The organism is Mucilaginibacter sp. OAE612 (genome assembly GCF_041806395.1).
Taxonomy (GTDB): Bacteria; Bacteroidota; Bacteroidia; order Sphingobacteriales; family Sphingobacteriaceae; genus Mucilaginibacter; species Mucilaginibacter rubeus.
The window spans coordinates 4913787-4928961 of record NZ_JBGMUW010000001.1 but is presented as its reverse complement, the minus strand read 5'-3'; the positions used below and the strand labels follow the sequence as shown (position 1 = coordinate 4928961).

The window sequence follows — 15175 nt, the reverse complement described above, 5'->3', positions numbered from 1 at the left end:
CAGGAACTATCAATAAGGGTTACAGGATCAAGATTATTCACGGCAGGCAAAGTACCGTACCGAAGATTAATAAAGTATGAAGATAGGCTTTTATAGCGGCCTGTAAAGTGTCATTTTTTAAATCTTGCGTTTAAATTAAAAAAGCGCAAATCAATTTGCGCCGATTGGTGTTACAAACTAAAAGCTACCACTTCATTGTATGAGACTTTCTATCGAACGCAAACCCATCCGGGTAAATCCAGATCCGAAACGTGTAATAGCAAGATTTTTTTTTAATGGTAACGACCGTGCTAAAGAGGTTATTGAGCGTGTAATGCTGATCAGCGAAGATGATGCTTTTGGCATTGTATCTCCCTTGCTGCAGGAATATTCCAAAAGGCACCGTAATATAACCCGGGTGCTCAACAGGCATTGCAGCAAGCTTAAACCCTTGTTTTTAGAGCTCAATATTGATTTTGATACGCTTACCGTTTACCGCAAGCTGCTCATCGGCTCTTATTTTACGCATGAGTATTCAATAGAATCGGCCGCCTTCTTTAATCCCTCGATAGTTGAAGATCCCGACCAAACCGAGCTTGAAGACGGCCAGCGCAGGGTGATCATCAGCTTCCGGGCGGTAGGCGAGGGGCATATCTCTTCCATAACTTTTCGCCGGGCCTGGATAGATAAGGATAACAACATCAGCATACAACCTGCGGGCAGTTATATTGATGAAGCCGAAATTGTGAGGAATGCCGTTTATAATAAAAAGCTTTTTTTTGAAAAAGCAGCCATCACCCAAATTAATATTGATGTTATAAGCGAACTGGAATCAAAACTCGATCATCATTTTGAGTACGCCAACCTGCGCCGGATCATTATGGATTCGCAAAAATTACAGGAAGACGATATGAAGCGGCTGGAGTATGATAAAGTGCTTTGGCTCGCCGATTCCTATTATGAAATTGTTTTTTCACTGGATACCGATATTTCCGACAGGGTGATCTTCCCGATATCTGAATATGAACGTAAGGGTATTGAGGATGCCCGTTTTGTACAGTTTACCAACGATGACGGCAGCAAACTATATTACGCTACCTATACAGCTTATGATGGCTCGCTGATTATGCCCAAACTGCTGCAAACAACTGATTTTTATAATTTTAAGATCATGCCTTTGTACGGAGCCGGTGCGCAGAATAAAAACCTGGCCTTGTTTCCGCGTAAGGTGAACGGCAAGTATGTGATGATATCGCGGATAGACGGCTGCAATAACTATATCATGTATTCGGATAAGATCAATATCTGGGAAAAGCCGGTGATGCTGCAACAGCCTAAATTTAGCTGGGAGTTTGTGCAGATAGGTAATTGCGGCTCGCCCATTGAAACACCCGATGGATGGATCATGATAACCCATGGTGTTGGTCCCATGCGCCGTTATGTGCTGGGTGCAAGTCTGCTTAAACTGGATGACCCAACGGTTGAAATTGGCCGCCTGCGCGAGCCTTTACTAATCCCCAACAGTGATGAGCGGGAAGGCTATGTACCTAACGTGCTTTATTCATGCGGGGTAATTGTACACAACAATAAACTCATTATTCCATACGGTGTTTCCGACTCATCAACCGCCTTTGCCGAAGTATGCCTGGATGAGCTTTTGAAAAAGCTTAAAGCCTGAAAAGAGCTTAATGCTGAAAGCTCAAAGCAGAAAGCTTTGTGTTTGAAAAGCTTTCAGCCTTAAGCTTTCAGCTTTTAGCCTGTATTTATATTGTTGATTATAAGTCATTTAACTTTCACGTAAATCTCATGATGTATTATTAGTTAAAACTTATTCTTCTTTTTCAAGTTAAATAAATATGAAAAAGATAATTTTAAGCTTAAGCATAATACTGTTTTCGCTTACAGGTTTTAGCCAGGCACTTAAACCTGTAAAGATAGATAGCCTTGTCACGGTTTCATTACCCGAAGGCTTTACTAAAAAGGATACATTAGGCCAGCAGATATACCAGGGTAGTGCATCATTAGGTAATATTCTTGTTTTACGCGTGCCAAACGTTAATACAAAACCTTTAAACAAGGAGAGCGACTTGAAAGATGTATTTAAAACCTACATCAAAGGTATTCAAAAACAATCTGTTAATGGCAGTGTAATGTATCCGCGTGATACCACTATCGGTAAACTGGAAGGAAAGGTATTCACTCTCAGGATTGATAACAGCGGTTCAACCGGCGAATCTCCGGAGTTAAGAAATTTTATCCTGTTATATACCCAGGACGTAACCTATACTTTTGAATATAACTATCCGGAGCAAAGACTTGATCTGGCAAAGGCCGAACTGAAACAATTTTCCAGTTCTATCAAAATCGCACCTACTTTAGATCGCCGCGATCAGTATTTGTCTGACGCAAAAGGCATGTCTGCCCCGGCCAAAATAGGTATTTATGGCGGCGGCGCAGTTATAATACTGATTATCGTGTTAACCGTGATCAAACGTAAAAACAGTCAACTGGAAGCTGGAGTTTAATTGGCGACAGGGGCTTTTTTGAATACGTTATCGAGCAGGCCCCGGTTCCATTTGGCCGAATTGATGAACTGCTTACCATCAAGCCATGTTAACCAAAATATAGTAACAAACACACCAATAGCCGAGCCGGCAAGCACGTCTTCATAAAAGTGCTCGGTTAAATAAATTCTTGAATAGCCAACCATTATGGCAACAAACAAGGCTGGGATTCCCCAGCTTTTGTTTTTACAGAGGTACGTTATGACCAACGCGGCAGAAAAAGCACTCACCGTATGCCCGGACGGAAAACTGTATTTCTCCAATATATAAACTCCTTCTACGGTATGTACCCTGCTCCACTGGCTGGCAAAGTATAGCTTTGGCCGGGGAGCGATATAAATGTATTTAAGGATTTGTGCCGCGATGGATGTTATGGCATAGCTGGAGGCCATTAACAGCCAGCTGCGGTAGCTGAATAAAAGCATAGCAAGTGATACTATCACGGCTGTGGTGCCGTCGCCGATATCTGTAACATAAGGCTCAATGGTATCAAGCCAGGGGTGGTGCCAACCATTTACGGTAAAAAAAATAGCTTCACGGGTAAATAGCAGTTTGATAGTCAGGCAGGTGGCTAAGACGATAAGGTAAAGGATAAAAAAAGGGCGGATCCTGTGCAACACGTCTTTTATTCCTATCTTCATGTTGCAAAGTAAGCATATACTTATTCAATGCAAAAAAATGATTAATTTTGAGATTGGTTAGCACTTATTAATTAAACTACATGTCGAAAAGTATCTTTCGTAAAAAGTCGGTAGCAAAAATTTTAAATGATGTTGAATGTGGTTTTAGTGATAGTGAGCATCCCGGTACAACGTCATCCCAACTCAAAAAAGAACTTAACGTAAAAGACCTCACCCTCATGGGGATAGCCGCCGTTGTGGGGGCAGGTATATTTTCGACAATTGGCGAAGCCTCTTTCCACGGCGGCCCCGCGGTTTCCATCCTGTTTATTTTAACCGCTGTTACCTGCGGCTTTTCGGCTCTTTGTTATGCCGAGTTTGCCTCGCGTATCCCGGTTGCGGGCAGTGCGTATACCTACGCTTATGCCTCTTTTGGTGAATTGATAGCATGGATCATTGGCTGGGACCTGTTAATGGAATACGCCATTGGCAACATCGCGGTAGCCATTTCCTGGAGCGAATACTTTGTAAACCTGCTGGAAGGCTTTCATATACATATGCCCAAGTTTCTGACTATGGACTATGTTTCGGCCCTGCGCGGGCATGAGCAGGTTCAGGCAGCAGGTGCAAACCTGGCTGATATCAGTGATAAAGTAAAAGCAGAAGCACTGGCCTGGGATCAGGCGCCGGGCATAGGTGGTTTTAAGCTCATTGCCAATTTACCCGCCCTTTTAATTGTTATCATCATCACTTACCTGGTTTATGTGGGCATCCGCGAAACAAAAAAGGCCACCAATGCTATGGTGGTTTTGAAGATAGTGATTGTTATAGCAGTTATAGTAGTCGGCTTTTTTTATGTAACACCTGCCAACTGGCACCCATTTATGCCTAACGGTTTCAGTGGCGTTATGAAAGGCGTATCGGGGGTGTTTTTTGCTTATATCGGCTTTGACGCCATCTCAACCACAGCCGAAGAATGTGAAAGGCCCCAGCGCGATCTGCCCCGCGGCATGATCTATTCGCTGGTGATTTGTACAGTATTGTATATCCTGATAGCATTGGTGCTTACCGGCATGGTAAGTTATAAAGACCTGCAGGTTGGTGACCCACTGGCCTTTGTTTTTGCAAAGGTGGGCTTAAATAAGATTAGCTATGTGATCTCCATTAGTGCGGTTGTTGCTACAGCGAGTGTATTGCTGATATTCCAGTTAGGCCAGCCCAGGATCTGGATGAGCATGAGCCGCGATGGTTTATTGCCTAAAGCATTTTCACGTATCCATCCAAAATATCAAACACCTGCTTTTGCCACGGTAGTAACCGGTTTTGTGGTGGCTATACCGGCCCTGTTCATGAACCTTACCGAAGTAACTGATTTGACCAGTATTGGTACCCTGTTTGCATTTGTACTGGTTTGCGGCGGTGTGTTGTTGCTGCCGCGTGAAGAGGCTGTTAAAGGCAAATTCCATTTACCATACGTGAATGGTAAATTTATTATACCAATTATCACACTGGTGATTTTGGGTTCGGTCGCCTGGTTTAAACCGGCCGCGCAAGTTGAGATGATGCAGTTTAAGAAACTAAAAGACCGTAGCGACATCATTGATAATATGGATAACAATGACAAGCTGAGCCTGCTTAAAACTACCAATCAGCTTTATAACGCTAATGTAACTGCCCAGCCCGACTCGGCTAAAAAATATTTTAAGGATATAGAAGAGGATAAATTCAATACCGCGCTAAGGAAAACGAACGATATCAGCGATGGTAAGAAGTATTATTTAGGTTTTGATGGCTTCCTGTATAATTTCCCTAACTATCTTTTCTTTATCCTGATCATTATTATAGCGGTTTACAGCTTTATTAAAAACTTCTCGCTCATCCCTGTTTTGGGGCTGATGAGCTGTTTTTACCTGATGACGGAACTTGGCTATACTAACTGGCTCAGGTTTTTGATATGGCTGGTGATAGGTCTGGTAATTTATGCTACTTACAGCTATAAAAACAGCGTGCTGGGCAAAGAAATCAAAACCGCGTAAAACTTATGTGGACCTGCCCTTTATGCGAACGTGAATTTACCGCCACCAACCAGGCGCATTCATGTCGCGACAGGGAACTATCGGAAGCGCTAAGTGGCAAAACGCCCCACACCATAGCGCTGTTTGATCATTTGATTGATGAGTACCTGCAAATTACCGAAATTAAAGTTTATCCTACCAAAAGCATGATAGCATTGGGAGCAAGGATAAACTTTGCTTATGTTACCCAATTAGGTAAAAACTTTATTGATGTGGTATTTCCCTTTAAACAGGTTTATGACGATAACCTGTGCTTCAGTAAAATAAAACAAGTGCCCGGCACCGATCAGTATAATCACTACTTCAGGATGTATTTTAAGGAAGATATTAATGATGAAGTGCGGAAATATATGCGGATGGCTTGGGAAAAAAGTAAATAACTATATAACTACCGCAGGCTTTCAGCCTGTGGGTGGCATAATGTAAGCTTTCAGCTTACACCCTTGAGCTGAAAGCTCAAACCATGGTATACCACGGGCTGAAAGCCCGCGGCAGATTGAGCGACAGAATGTAAAAAGAAAAGCCTCCCGTTTCCGGAAGGCTTTCAATATTAAAAAGGATTGCAATTAATTAACCCGGTGGATTTCAATGGCCTCAGGTATGGCAAGTACCAGCGGTACTTTCTCTACCGTTACAAAACTCAGGTCGAGTCCAAAACCGCGCTCTTCGGATAAGCTCACTTTTTTAAGCTGCTTGTAGTAATCCATTATAAATCTTTCGATGAAAGACAGGTTGTGTGAGCGTGAGAAGATCTTTTCGATCACCACAAAACGGAAATCGCCCACAATTTTATGCCTATTCAGTGACTTGTAGGTACTGGTAATATCAACCTCGCCTTTTTTAACAAGGTCTTCCACTACTTTCCTGAATAGCAGGTTTATTTGCTGTTCAACGCGGAAGCCGAGCTTAAAGTCAATCCGGATGAGTTTATTTGGCACTAAATGGTCAACTTCGTATTCGCGTTTGTAAGGCTCGTCCACTACGTCAACGTGTACCAGCCAGTAGACATCGGCACGTTTAGGCTGCTTTTGAAGTATGGAATAAACAATTTTTGATTCAATTTCTGAATTGAAGTTGGCACTGGTTAAGTACACCAATTGAGAGGCGTATTTAGGTACACTTTCGTCGGAGCTTAACTCCTTTATAATGTCAAAATAGTCTTCTATCTCAACAAACTTCACATAGCGGTTCCTGATCTTGCGGGCGGTATGCCAGGTCCACATCACAGTAAACAATACAAAACCTATCGACAGTGTAAACCAACCGCCATCTAAGAACTTATGCAGGTTACCGGTAAGGAAGGTTCCTTCAATAAGCAGGTAAACCGCCAAAAACGTATTGATGATATAATTGGGCACTTTTTTGCGCTTCAGGAATTTGGATACCAGTATGGTAGTCATAAGCATGGCTACGGTAATACTTAAGCCGTAAGCAGCCTCCATTTTATCCGAGTGTTTGAATATCAGCACCACACCTAAACAACCGGCCCAAAGCAGCCAGTTAACGCTGGGCACATATAACTGTCCTTTTTGCTCTGATGGGTAGTTGATCCTAACTTTTGGCCAAAGATTAAGCCTTACCGCTTCGGCAATGAGCGTAAACGAACCTGATATCAGCGCCTGGCTGGCAATGATGGCCGCTACTGTAGCTATGCCGATACCATATATCAGGAACCATGTTGGCATGATTTGATAAAAAGGGTTTTGAGCGTTAAGGTCCATAACGTGCCCGTTACGTTGTAGCAGCCAAACTGCCTGGCCTAAATAGTTTAGGATAAGGCAAATCTTAACATAAACCCAGCTTACGCGGATATTGGCTTTACCGCAATGACCAAGATCGGAGTACAATGCTTCGGCACCCGTGGTACACAGGAACACCGCGCCTAATATAATGAAGGCGCCATCGCTTGAGCTTGAGGTAAGCAATTTAATGGCATAGTACGGGTTTAACGAGCGGATAACCCATGGATCATGTACGATATAGGTAACACCTAAAAAGCCCATCATCGTAAACCAGACGAACATGATAGGCCCGAATGCCTTACCTACCAGTGATGTGCCGAATTGCTGTATGATAAATAAAGCGGTAATAATGGCCATTACCACATATACAGTAGGCAAATTAGGGTAATAGGTTTGCAAACCTTCAATGGCCGATGATATGGTAATTGGCGGGGTAATAATGCCATCGGCCAAAAGGGCGCAGCCCCCTACAATCGCCGGTATAATAAGCCATTTTGCTTTACGCCGTACTAATGAAAACAGCGAGAAAATGCCGCCCTCACCCTTGTTATCGGCCCTTAGGGTTATCACCACATACTTTAAAGTGGTTTGCAGGGTTAATGTCCAAAAAATGAGCGAAACACCTCCAAGAATTAATGTTTCTGAAATTTGACGCTGGCCAACTATAGCCTTGAATACGTATAATGGGGAGGTACCAATATCACCGTAAATTATTCCTAAACTGATTAGAAAGCCCGCGGCCGACAGTTTATGCAGATCTTTATGATTTGACACTTTTATGATTTAGAGATGGCAAAAATATTAATTTTTTTGGTTAAACCATTAGAATGATTAAACGTATAAGGAAATTATGTGTCTATTATACAATAAGGCTGTGCATTTTGTTAAAATTTGTTAAAAAGTTTTACAAAAACACTAATATTTAATGGGATGAGGGCATTATTTATACTTTTGTAGAATCATACTAAATAATGAGGCGAAATTTTACATATTCTTATGTTTATACCTATACATGGGTCGTGATAATTGCGATGGCAATTTTCGTGAACTTCGCCTTTGTTGCCGATGGTCATTCGCTAAAGTCTGATACCGTGTATCTTAGGGGTAAAACTAAAGCTGCCAAAACCTCTTATTTAAAGAATGGCTTGCACCTTTCGCTTCCTCCATTAAAACCCGCTGTTACTTCAAGTGTAAAATTGAATGTATCCCGGCCCGATGATAAACTACTAACTGATGTGCAATTGTACCCTAACCCGGTAACTGACCAGATCAATCTTAAATATTCCATTTCGCGCAATACCAACGTAACCATTAAAATAATGGATGTGCTGGGCAATGATATTTCTACCCTGTTTTCGCAAAGGGTTGAATCCGGCGATCATAATCTGAATTACCCGATCAGCAATAAGCTGGTCCGCGGCTTTTACTTTGTGCGCGTTGTAGCCGGTACCGAATCTGTTATTAAAAGGATTTCGGTTATTAATTAACAAATAGCTAAAGATTATGTCATTATAAGCGAAGCGCGGCAATCTTGTCGTCAATGCATGTCCGATCCGTATAGCTACGAGATTGCTTCGTTGCCCCAAGCGCACTTTACCTATGCCGCTCCTCGCAATGACATGATTTTTAATGTAGAAGTAATAACGCAAAAAATGTCAATTATTAATACACCTTCAAAACCTTCCTCCCAAACCCATCAATTTTTTTAGCTTTGGCGATTATAGCGTTCATTTATGAAAATTATTGCCATTGGCCGCAACTACGCCGAACACGCCAAAGAACTCAATAACCCGGTACCCACAACGCCGGTTATCTTCATGAAGCCCGATACGGCATTATTAAAAGAGAACAAGCCTTTTTACCATCCCGATTTTTCGGAAGATGTTCACCATGAAATTGAATTGGTTTTGAAGATCAGTAAAGAAGGCAAGCACATCAGCGAGAAATTTGCCGCTAATTACTACGAAGAAATTGGCTTAGGTATTGACTTTACCGCACGTGATGTTCAGGCACGCCACAAAGAAAAAGGCCTTCCCTGGGAACTGGCTAAAGCCTTTGATGGCTCGGCGCCCATCAGTACTTTTGTGCCTAAGACCAAGTTTGAATCTGTTTATGATATCAACTTTAAGCTGGATATTAACGGCGAAACCCGCCAGCAGGGCAACACCCGCGATCTGCTTTTTTCGTTTGAGAGCATCATCGCCTTTGTTTCAAAATACATCACCCTAAAAAAGGGCGACCTGATATTTACCGGCACCCCACCAGGTGTATCAAAAGTAAAAATCGGCGACAGACTTGAGGGATACCTCGAAGATGAGAAAATGCTCGATTTTTACGTTAAGTAAGCATGATAAAAAAAATATTGGTTACAGGCGCAATGTGTTTGGCGCTTTATTCAAACGCATTTGCTCAAAATATTATACAAAGCAGGGCTTACCCGCAAAATTATTTCAGGTATCCGCTTGATCTTACGCCACCCACTACAGCCGGTTCATTTGGCGAGTTAAGGCCGTCACATTTCCACTCCGGGCTCGATTTTAAAACCAACCAGCGGACAGGCTACCCTGTGCATGCAGCTGCCGAAGGTTATATATCAAGGGTACGTGTTCAGTTTGGCGGTTTTGGGAGGGCTATTTATATTACCCACCCCAATGGGTATACTACGGTTTATGGTCACCTGCAAAGTTTTAGTCCAGCGGTTATTGAGCTGGTAAAGAAATACCAGTACGAGTACCAAACCTACGAAGCCGATTTTAAACTTACACCAACACAGGTGCCGGTAAAAAAGGATGAGGTGGTAGCCATTTCAGGAAATGCCGGTGCATCGGCCGGGCCGCATGTGCACTTTGAGATCAGGGACAGTAAAACAGAGGAAACTATCAATGCACAGCTATTTGGTTTAACCATTCCTGATAAAGTGCCGCCTACAATTACCGCTATTGGTATCTATCACCTCAACGGAAAACCGTTCAGCGAAAAAACGCCCAGGGAGTTTTTAGGCGTTACGGGCTCAGCAGGTAATTATCATCTCCTTAAACCACAAACGCTGGAACTAAGCGGCAATATCGGATTCGGGATTAATACCACCGATATGAACAGCACGTCGTTTAATCATAACGGCGTTTATTCTATAGAGCTAAAACTGGATGGCAAAACCGTGTATACCTTTGCGGTTGAACGTTTCGCGTTTGATCAGACCCATGCCATCAATGCGTATATAGATTACCCTGCATTTGAATCATCCCGCAGGTGGATGCAGAAATGCTTCATCCTGCCCGGCAGCCGGATTTCATTGTATCCGCAATCGGTAAATAACGGCATTATTACGTTCGATGATAACGCGACGCATGATGTGGAGTATATTGTAAAGGATGTGGCGGGCAATACAGCATCGCTTAACCTTAAGGTTAAATCATCTCCGTTTACAAACCCACAGCCTGTAAAACCTACCGGTACTATGTTTTACTATGACAAGCGGAGCGAGTTTAGCAACGACAAAGTGAAAGTGGTCATTATGCCAGGTAACCTTTATGATGACCTTGATTTCCAATATTCAGCATCAGCCAAACCTGCAGTTGCTTATTCTGCCGTGCACCATATCCATAACCGGTTAACGCCCATTCACGATAATTATGAAATCTGGATCAAGCCCGATGTCGACCTGGGTAAGTACACTGATAAGGCGGTTATTGTAAGTTCATGGGGAGGCTGCCAGGGCGGTTACTTTAAAGATGGCTATGTGATATCGCAGGTAAGTGCCTTTGGCGACTATTATATCAAGGTAGATACGGTAGCCCCGGTTATTCGCCCGCTCAATATCAAAAATGGGAGCAATATGAAGACTGCCCGCAGTATTAATCTCAGAATGAGCGATAATTTATCAGGAATTAAGAGCTATACAGGCACAATTGATGGTAAATGGGTGCTAATGGAGCATGATTATAAAACTAAAATATTAAGTTACACCTTTAATAACGATATTGCGCCCGGTAAACACGTGTTTAAGTTGACTTTAGTTGATAACAAGAATAATTTTTCGGAATTTTCCGCCGATTTTTCCAGATAAGTACCTAAATAAGCCATGACAACATTAAAAGAAGGCGATAAAGCTCCTGCTTTTACCGCTAAAGACCAAAACGGCAAAGAAGTATCCCTTGCCGATTATAAAGGCAAAAATGTGATCCTTTACTTTTATCCTAAAGATGATACCCCCGGCTGTACTGCCGAATCATGCGATTTCAGGGATAACTATCAATCGCTTTTAAGCAAAGGTTTTGAGGTGATAGGTGTAAGTACCGACGATGAAAAATCGCACAAAAAATTTGAAACCAAATACAGCCTGCCATTTACCCTGATAGCCGATAATGAACTTAAAATTGTTGAAGCTTACGGCGTATGGGTTGAAAAAAACATGTACGGCAAAAAATATATGGGTACAGCCCGTACCACATTTATAATTGATGCAGAAGGGGTTATTACGCATGTGATCAGTAAGGTTGATACTAAGGCCTCGTCACAACAGGTGCTCGATCTTGTAAAATAAGTGTTAAAAACACAATCAAAATAGCTACTTTAGCAGTTCCTAAATTCCATTAATGAAAGCAGACTTACAAACATTAGAAAAAACCGCGTCACAAATCAGGCGCGACATTGTACGCATGGTACATGGCTGTCAATCAGGCCACCCGGGCGGCTCATTGGGCTGTACCGATTTCTTTACCGCATTGTATTTTTCGGTAATGAACCACGATCCTAAATTTAATATGGATGCAGTTGGCGAAGATATTTTCTTCCTGTCAAACGGCCATATTTCCCCCGTGTTTTACAGCACATTGGCACATGCCGGTTATTTTGATAAAGCCGAACTTGCAACTTTCCGTAAACTGAACGCGCGTTTACAAGGTCACCCAACCACACATGAGCACCTTCCGGGTATCCGTATTGCTTCGGGTTCATTGGGCCAGGGTTTATCAGTAGCTATCGGCGCTGCATTGGCAAAAAAATTAAATGGTGATAAATCATTGGTGTTTACCCTGCATGGCGATGGCGAGATCCAGGAAGGCCAGATTTGGGAAGCTGCGATGTTTGCCCCGCACAATCATGTTGATAACCTGATCTCAACTATCGATGTTAACGGTCAGCAAATTGATGGTCCTACCAAACAGGTACTTTCATTAGGCGATCTTCGCGCTAAATGGGAAGCTTTTGGCTGGGATGTATTGGATATGAAAGGTAATGATATGGCCGATGTGGTTAGAGTACTTGAAGAAGCAAAAAGCCGCACAGGTCAGGGTAAACCGATCATGATCCTGATGCATACCGAAATGGGTTACGGTGTTGACTTTATGGTAGGCAGCCACAAATGGCACGGTGTTGCGCCAAATGATGAGCAGCTTAAACTGGCTTTAGATCAGTTAGAGGAAACACTGGGCGATTATTAACCCCCCGGCCCCCTGAAGGGGGAGAGTCAAAAACATCAGTTTATATTATCACGATTTAATTCCAATCCTTCCCGATTGCGGAGGGAATTTGAACAATGAAAAAATACACTTACACAGATAAAAAAGATACCCGCTCGGGCTTTGGCGCCGGGTTGCTGGAAGCAGGCCAGAAAAATGATCAGGTTGTTGCACTTTGCGCCGACCTTATTGGTTCGTTAAAAATGAACGATTTTATTAAAGCATTCCCTGAACGTTTTGTACAGGTTGGTATTGCTGAAGCTAACATGATCGGTATTGCTGCCGGCATGACCATCGGCGGTAAAATTCCTTTCACCGGTACTTTCGCCAACTTTTCAACAGGCAGGGTTTATGATCAGATCCGCCAGTCGGTGGCTTATTCAAACAAAAACGTTAAAATTTGCGCTTCACACGCCGGTTTAACTTTGGGCGAAGACGGTGCTACCCACCAGATTTTGGAAGATATAGGCCTGATGAAAATGTTACCAGGCATGACTGTTATCAACACTTGCGATTACAACCAAACCAAAGCCGCTACTGTTGCTATTGCTGAGTATGACGGCCCGGTTTACTTACGTTTCGGCCGCCCGGTTGTTCCGATCTTTACCGATCCCGATCAAAAATTTGAAATTGGTAAAGCGTGGATGGTGAACGAAGGCGCCGATGTAAGTATCTTTGCTACAGGTCACCTGGTATGGCAGGCTATCCTTGCGGGCGAAATTTTAGCTGAGCAGGGTATCGATGCCGAGATCATCAACATCCACACCATTAAACCGTTGGATGAAGAGGCTATTTTGAAATCGGTGGCTAAAACAGGTTGCGTAGTTACTGCCGAAGAACACAACCGTTTGGGTGGCTTAGGCGACAGCGTTGCCCAGGTGCTTGCAGTGCACAATCCATCACCACAGGAGTACGTAGCTGTAAATGACAGCTTTGGCGAAAGCGGTACACCTGAACAACTGATGACCAAATACGGCCTGGATGCAGATCATATTGTGGCAGCGGTGAAAAAGGTGATAGAAAGAAAAAACAAAAAAGGTTAATTAAACCTTTAACATTAATAAAATTCTAAAAATGTCGGTACAGGTTGAAGATTCAGAGATATTAAGCAAGTTTCAGGACGAAAAAACCCGGAATGAGGCATTTAACCTGTTGTTAAAAAAATACCAGCAAAAAATATACTGGCACATCAGGCGCATGGTTGTTGATCATGACGATGCTGATGATCTGGTTCAGGATGTTTTTGTAAAGGTTTGGAAAAACCTGGCCGGTTTCAGAAACGACGCGCAACTGTACACCTGGATGTACAGGATAGCATCCAACGAATGCATTACTTTTTTGAATAAGAAAAAACAAAAAAATAATGTTTCGTTGGATGATGTTGCTTATGAGCTGGCCGATACGCTGGCCGACTCAACCTATTTTAACGGCGATGCGGCGCAGCGGAAGCTGCAGGAGGCACTGCTTACCCTGCCCGAAAAACAACGGCTTGTTTTCAATATGAAATATTATGAAGACATGAAGTATGAAGAAATGTCGCAGGTTTTGGGTACCAGTGTGGGGGCTTTAAAGGCTTCGTTTCACCTGGCAGTCAAGAAGATAGAAGCTCATTTGCTTGGCAGGGATTAATTTTTTAATTTACGTTAAACCTTTTAGCACTATACCAATCTATAGTTGTGTATGAAAAGCGATATGGACAATAGGGAATGGCTGGATGATTTCATCGCGCTGAAACAGGTTAGCAAAACTAACCCGTTCACAGTGCCTGAAGGCTATTTCCATGAGTTAGCGCAGCACATTACAACACGTATAAGGCTTGAGGGATTAAAAAATTATCCATCTGCAGGGTATACCATACCCGAAAACTACTTTGACGAGCTAAGCAGCAACATCCGGAGCCGTATAAATATTGAGCGTGCTTTAAGCGCCGGTGATTCGGGATTTACCGTTCCCGAAAATTATTTTGATGAGCTGAGCAGCAATATTCAAAGCCGGATTGTGGTTGATGAAGCCATGAATGCGGGAGAGGGCTTCACGGTACCCGAAAACTATTTTGACGAGTTAAGCAGCAATATCCAAAGCCGTATAGCGGTGGGGGAGGCCATGAACCTGGCTGATGAAGGCTTCACCGTACCCGAAAATTACTTTGATGAACTGAGCAGCAACATCCAAAGCCGTATCGCGGTTGAGGAAGCCATGGGCGATGAAGGGTTTACTGTTCCTGAAAATTATTTTGAGGAGCTAAGTGCCAATATTCAAAGCCGCATAGCAGTTGAGGAAGCAATAAATGCCGGGCACGAAGGTTTTGTTGTACCGATAGATTACTTTGATAAGCTTAACCAGCGTATCCTGGATAAAACAGTTAATGCTGAAGTTGAAGAGGAGCAGGAGATTGATAATGTTATAAGCATTAACAAAGCAAAACCTGTACAGAAAAAAGGAATAGTGAGGAGGCTTTGGTTGTCGCCAACCATCAGGTATGCTACAGCGGCCTGCTTTGCTTTAATATTAGGTGTGGGTGTTATTTTCAGGGGAGATATCCAGGCGCCGGATCATAACCATTCTTACTTGCATGAGCAGGTATCATCGGTGCCGGTTGATGAAATAAAAAGCTATCTTCAGTTACACATGGACGCAAGCGATACCCGTACGCTGATAGATGCAAACCAAAAAAGCAACACAAGTAATGCAGACGAAGATCTGTCGGATTATATAGATAATTAAACAGAGGAAAAA

General features: G+C 42.8%; 14 protein-coding genes. 12 read left to right on the top strand and 2 right to left on the bottom strand.

Annotated elements, in window-relative coordinates; all coding sequences use genetic code 11:
- The first annotated feature begins 199 nt into the window (after positions 1-199).
- Complete coding sequence (locus ABID99_RS20300) at positions 200-1657, top strand: glycoside hydrolase family 130 protein (RefSeq protein ID WP_354486546.1); 1458 nt, start codon at positions 200-202, stop codon at positions 1655-1657.
- A gap of 178 nt (positions 1658-1835) precedes the next feature.
- Entirely contained in the window at positions 1836-2504 is a 669-nt protein-coding gene (locus ABID99_RS20295; RefSeq protein ID WP_354486547.1) for a hypothetical protein, read from the top strand.
- Here ABID99_RS20295 and ABID99_RS20290 read toward each other — a convergent pair.
- On the bottom strand, positions 2501-3184 hold the full coding sequence (locus tag ABID99_RS20290; protein WP_373614951.1) for a phosphatase PAP2 family protein: 684 nt from the start codon (positions 3182-3184) through the stop codon (positions 2501-2503). The two genes, ABID99_RS20295 and ABID99_RS20290, sit on opposite strands and share 4 nt — an antisense overlap.
- Before the next feature lie 80 nt (positions 3185-3264).
- Between ABID99_RS20290 and ABID99_RS20285 the strand changes: the two genes are divergently transcribed.
- Together ABID99_RS20285 and ABID99_RS20280 are read left to right on the top strand one after the other, a co-directional pair.
- Positions 3265-5199: an amino acid permease gene (locus ABID99_RS20285; RefSeq protein WP_373614950.1), complete on the top strand. Its 1935-nt coding sequence runs from the start codon at positions 3265-3267 to the stop codon at positions 5197-5199.
- A gap of 5 nt (positions 5200-5204) precedes the next feature.
- Positions 5205-5618 carry a DUF5655 domain-containing protein gene (locus ABID99_RS20280; protein WP_373614949.1) on the top strand — a complete coding sequence of 138 codons (414 nt, stop codon included), beginning with the start codon at positions 5205-5207 and terminating at the stop codon, positions 5616-5618.
- Positions 5619-5804: 186 nt separating this feature from the next.
- On the opposite strand, the gene ABID99_RS20275 is transcribed toward ABID99_RS20280, so the two are convergent.
- A complete protein-coding gene (locus tag ABID99_RS20275) occupies positions 5805-7754 on the bottom strand; it encodes a KUP/HAK/KT family potassium transporter (RefSeq protein WP_373614948.1) in 1950 nt (649 codons plus the stop codon).
- Between the two features lie 257 nt (positions 7755-8011).
- Here ABID99_RS20275 and ABID99_RS20270 point away from each other — a divergent pair, with 257 nt between their 5' ends.
- The 8 genes from ABID99_RS20270 (at position 8012) to ABID99_RS20235 (ending at position 15163) form a co-directional block, all read left to right on the top strand.
- The gene (locus ABID99_RS20270) at positions 8012-8467 is read left to right on the top strand and encodes a T9SS type A sorting domain-containing protein (RefSeq protein ID WP_175490060.1); all 456 of its coding nucleotides are present in this window, start codon (positions 8012-8014) and stop codon (positions 8465-8467) included.
- A 246-nt stretch (positions 8468-8713) separates the two neighbouring features.
- Positions 8714-9325 carry a fumarylacetoacetate hydrolase family protein gene (locus tag ABID99_RS20265; RefSeq protein ID WP_129570998.1) on the top strand — a complete coding sequence of 204 codons (612 nt, stop codon included), beginning with the start codon at positions 8714-8716 and terminating at the stop codon, positions 9323-9325.
- 2 nt (positions 9326-9327) lie between these two features.
- The gene (locus ABID99_RS20260) at positions 9328-11046 is read left to right on the top strand and encodes a M23 family metallopeptidase (RefSeq protein ID WP_373614947.1); all 1719 of its coding nucleotides are present in this window, start codon (positions 9328-9330) and stop codon (positions 11044-11046) included.
- A gap of 15 nt (positions 11047-11061) precedes the next feature.
- Positions 11062-11523: a thioredoxin-dependent thiol peroxidase gene (bcp, locus tag ABID99_RS20255; protein ID WP_091221880.1), complete on the top strand. Its 462-nt coding sequence runs from the start codon at positions 11062-11064 to the stop codon at positions 11521-11523.
- Between the two features lie 52 nt (positions 11524-11575).
- Entirely contained in the window at positions 11576-12421 is an 846-nt protein-coding gene (locus ABID99_RS20250) for a transketolase (RefSeq protein WP_090531971.1), read from the top strand.
- A 95-nt stretch (positions 12422-12516) separates the two neighbouring features.
- Positions 12517-13482, top strand: a complete 966-nt coding sequence (locus ABID99_RS20245; RefSeq protein ID WP_090531969.1) for a transketolase family protein — start codon at positions 12517-12519, stop codon at positions 13480-13482.
- 31 nt (positions 13483-13513) lie between these two features.
- Positions 13514-14068 (top strand): RNA polymerase sigma factor, encoded by a 555-nt coding sequence (locus ABID99_RS20240; RefSeq protein ID WP_090531966.1) that lies wholly within the window; start codon positions 13514-13516, stop codon positions 14066-14068.
- Between the two features lie 51 nt (positions 14069-14119).
- On the top strand, positions 14120-15163 hold the full coding sequence (locus ABID99_RS20235) for a hypothetical protein (protein ID WP_373614945.1): 1044 nt from the start codon (positions 14120-14122) through the stop codon (positions 15161-15163).
- Positions 15164-15175: the final 12 nt, after the last annotated feature.

Excerpts from the sequence above, each read along its gene's own strand:
- ABID99_RS20265 (WP_129570998.1), top strand. The coding sequence starts at position 8,714 with ATGAAAATTATTGCCATTGGCCGCAACTACGCCGAACACGCCAAAGAA.
- ABID99_RS20235 (WP_373614945.1), top strand. The coding sequence starts at position 14,120 with ATGAAAAGCGATATGGACAATAGGGAATGGCTGGATGATTTCATCGCG.
- ABID99_RS20245 (WP_090531969.1), top strand. The coding sequence starts at position 12,517 with ATGAAAAAATACACTTACACAGATAAAAAAGATACCCGCTCGGGCTTT.
- ABID99_RS20300 (WP_354486546.1), top strand. The coding sequence starts at position 200 with ATGAGACTTTCTATCGAACGCAAACCCATCCGGGTAAATCCAGATCCG.
- bcp (WP_091221880.1), top strand. The coding sequence starts at position 11,062 with ATGACAACATTAAAAGAAGGCGATAAAGCTCCTGCTTTTACCGCTAAA.
- ABID99_RS20240 (WP_090531966.1), top strand. The coding sequence starts at position 13,514 with ATGTCGGTACAGGTTGAAGATTCAGAGATATTAAGCAAGTTTCAGGAC.
- ABID99_RS20280 (WP_373614949.1), top strand. The coding sequence starts at position 5,205 with ATGTGGACCTGCCCTTTATGCGAACGTGAATTTACCGCCACCAACCAG.
- ABID99_RS20285 (WP_373614950.1), top strand. The coding sequence starts at position 3,265 with ATGTCGAAAAGTATCTTTCGTAAAAAGTCGGTAGCAAAAATTTTAAAT.
- ABID99_RS20260 (WP_373614947.1), top strand. The coding sequence starts at position 9,328 with ATGATAAAAAAAATATTGGTTACAGGCGCAATGTGTTTGGCGCTTTAT.
- ABID99_RS20270 (WP_175490060.1), top strand. The coding sequence starts at position 8,012 with ATGGCAATTTTCGTGAACTTCGCCTTTGTTGCCGATGGTCATTCGCTA.
- ABID99_RS20290 (WP_373614951.1), bottom strand. The coding sequence starts at position 3,184 with ATGAAGATAGGAATAAAAGACGTGTTGCACAGGATCCGCCCTTTTTTT.
- ABID99_RS20250 (WP_090531971.1), top strand. The coding sequence starts at position 11,576 with ATGAAAGCAGACTTACAAACATTAGAAAAAACCGCGTCACAAATCAGG.
- ABID99_RS20295 (WP_354486547.1), top strand. The coding sequence starts at position 1,836 with ATGAAAAAGATAATTTTAAGCTTAAGCATAATACTGTTTTCGCTTACA.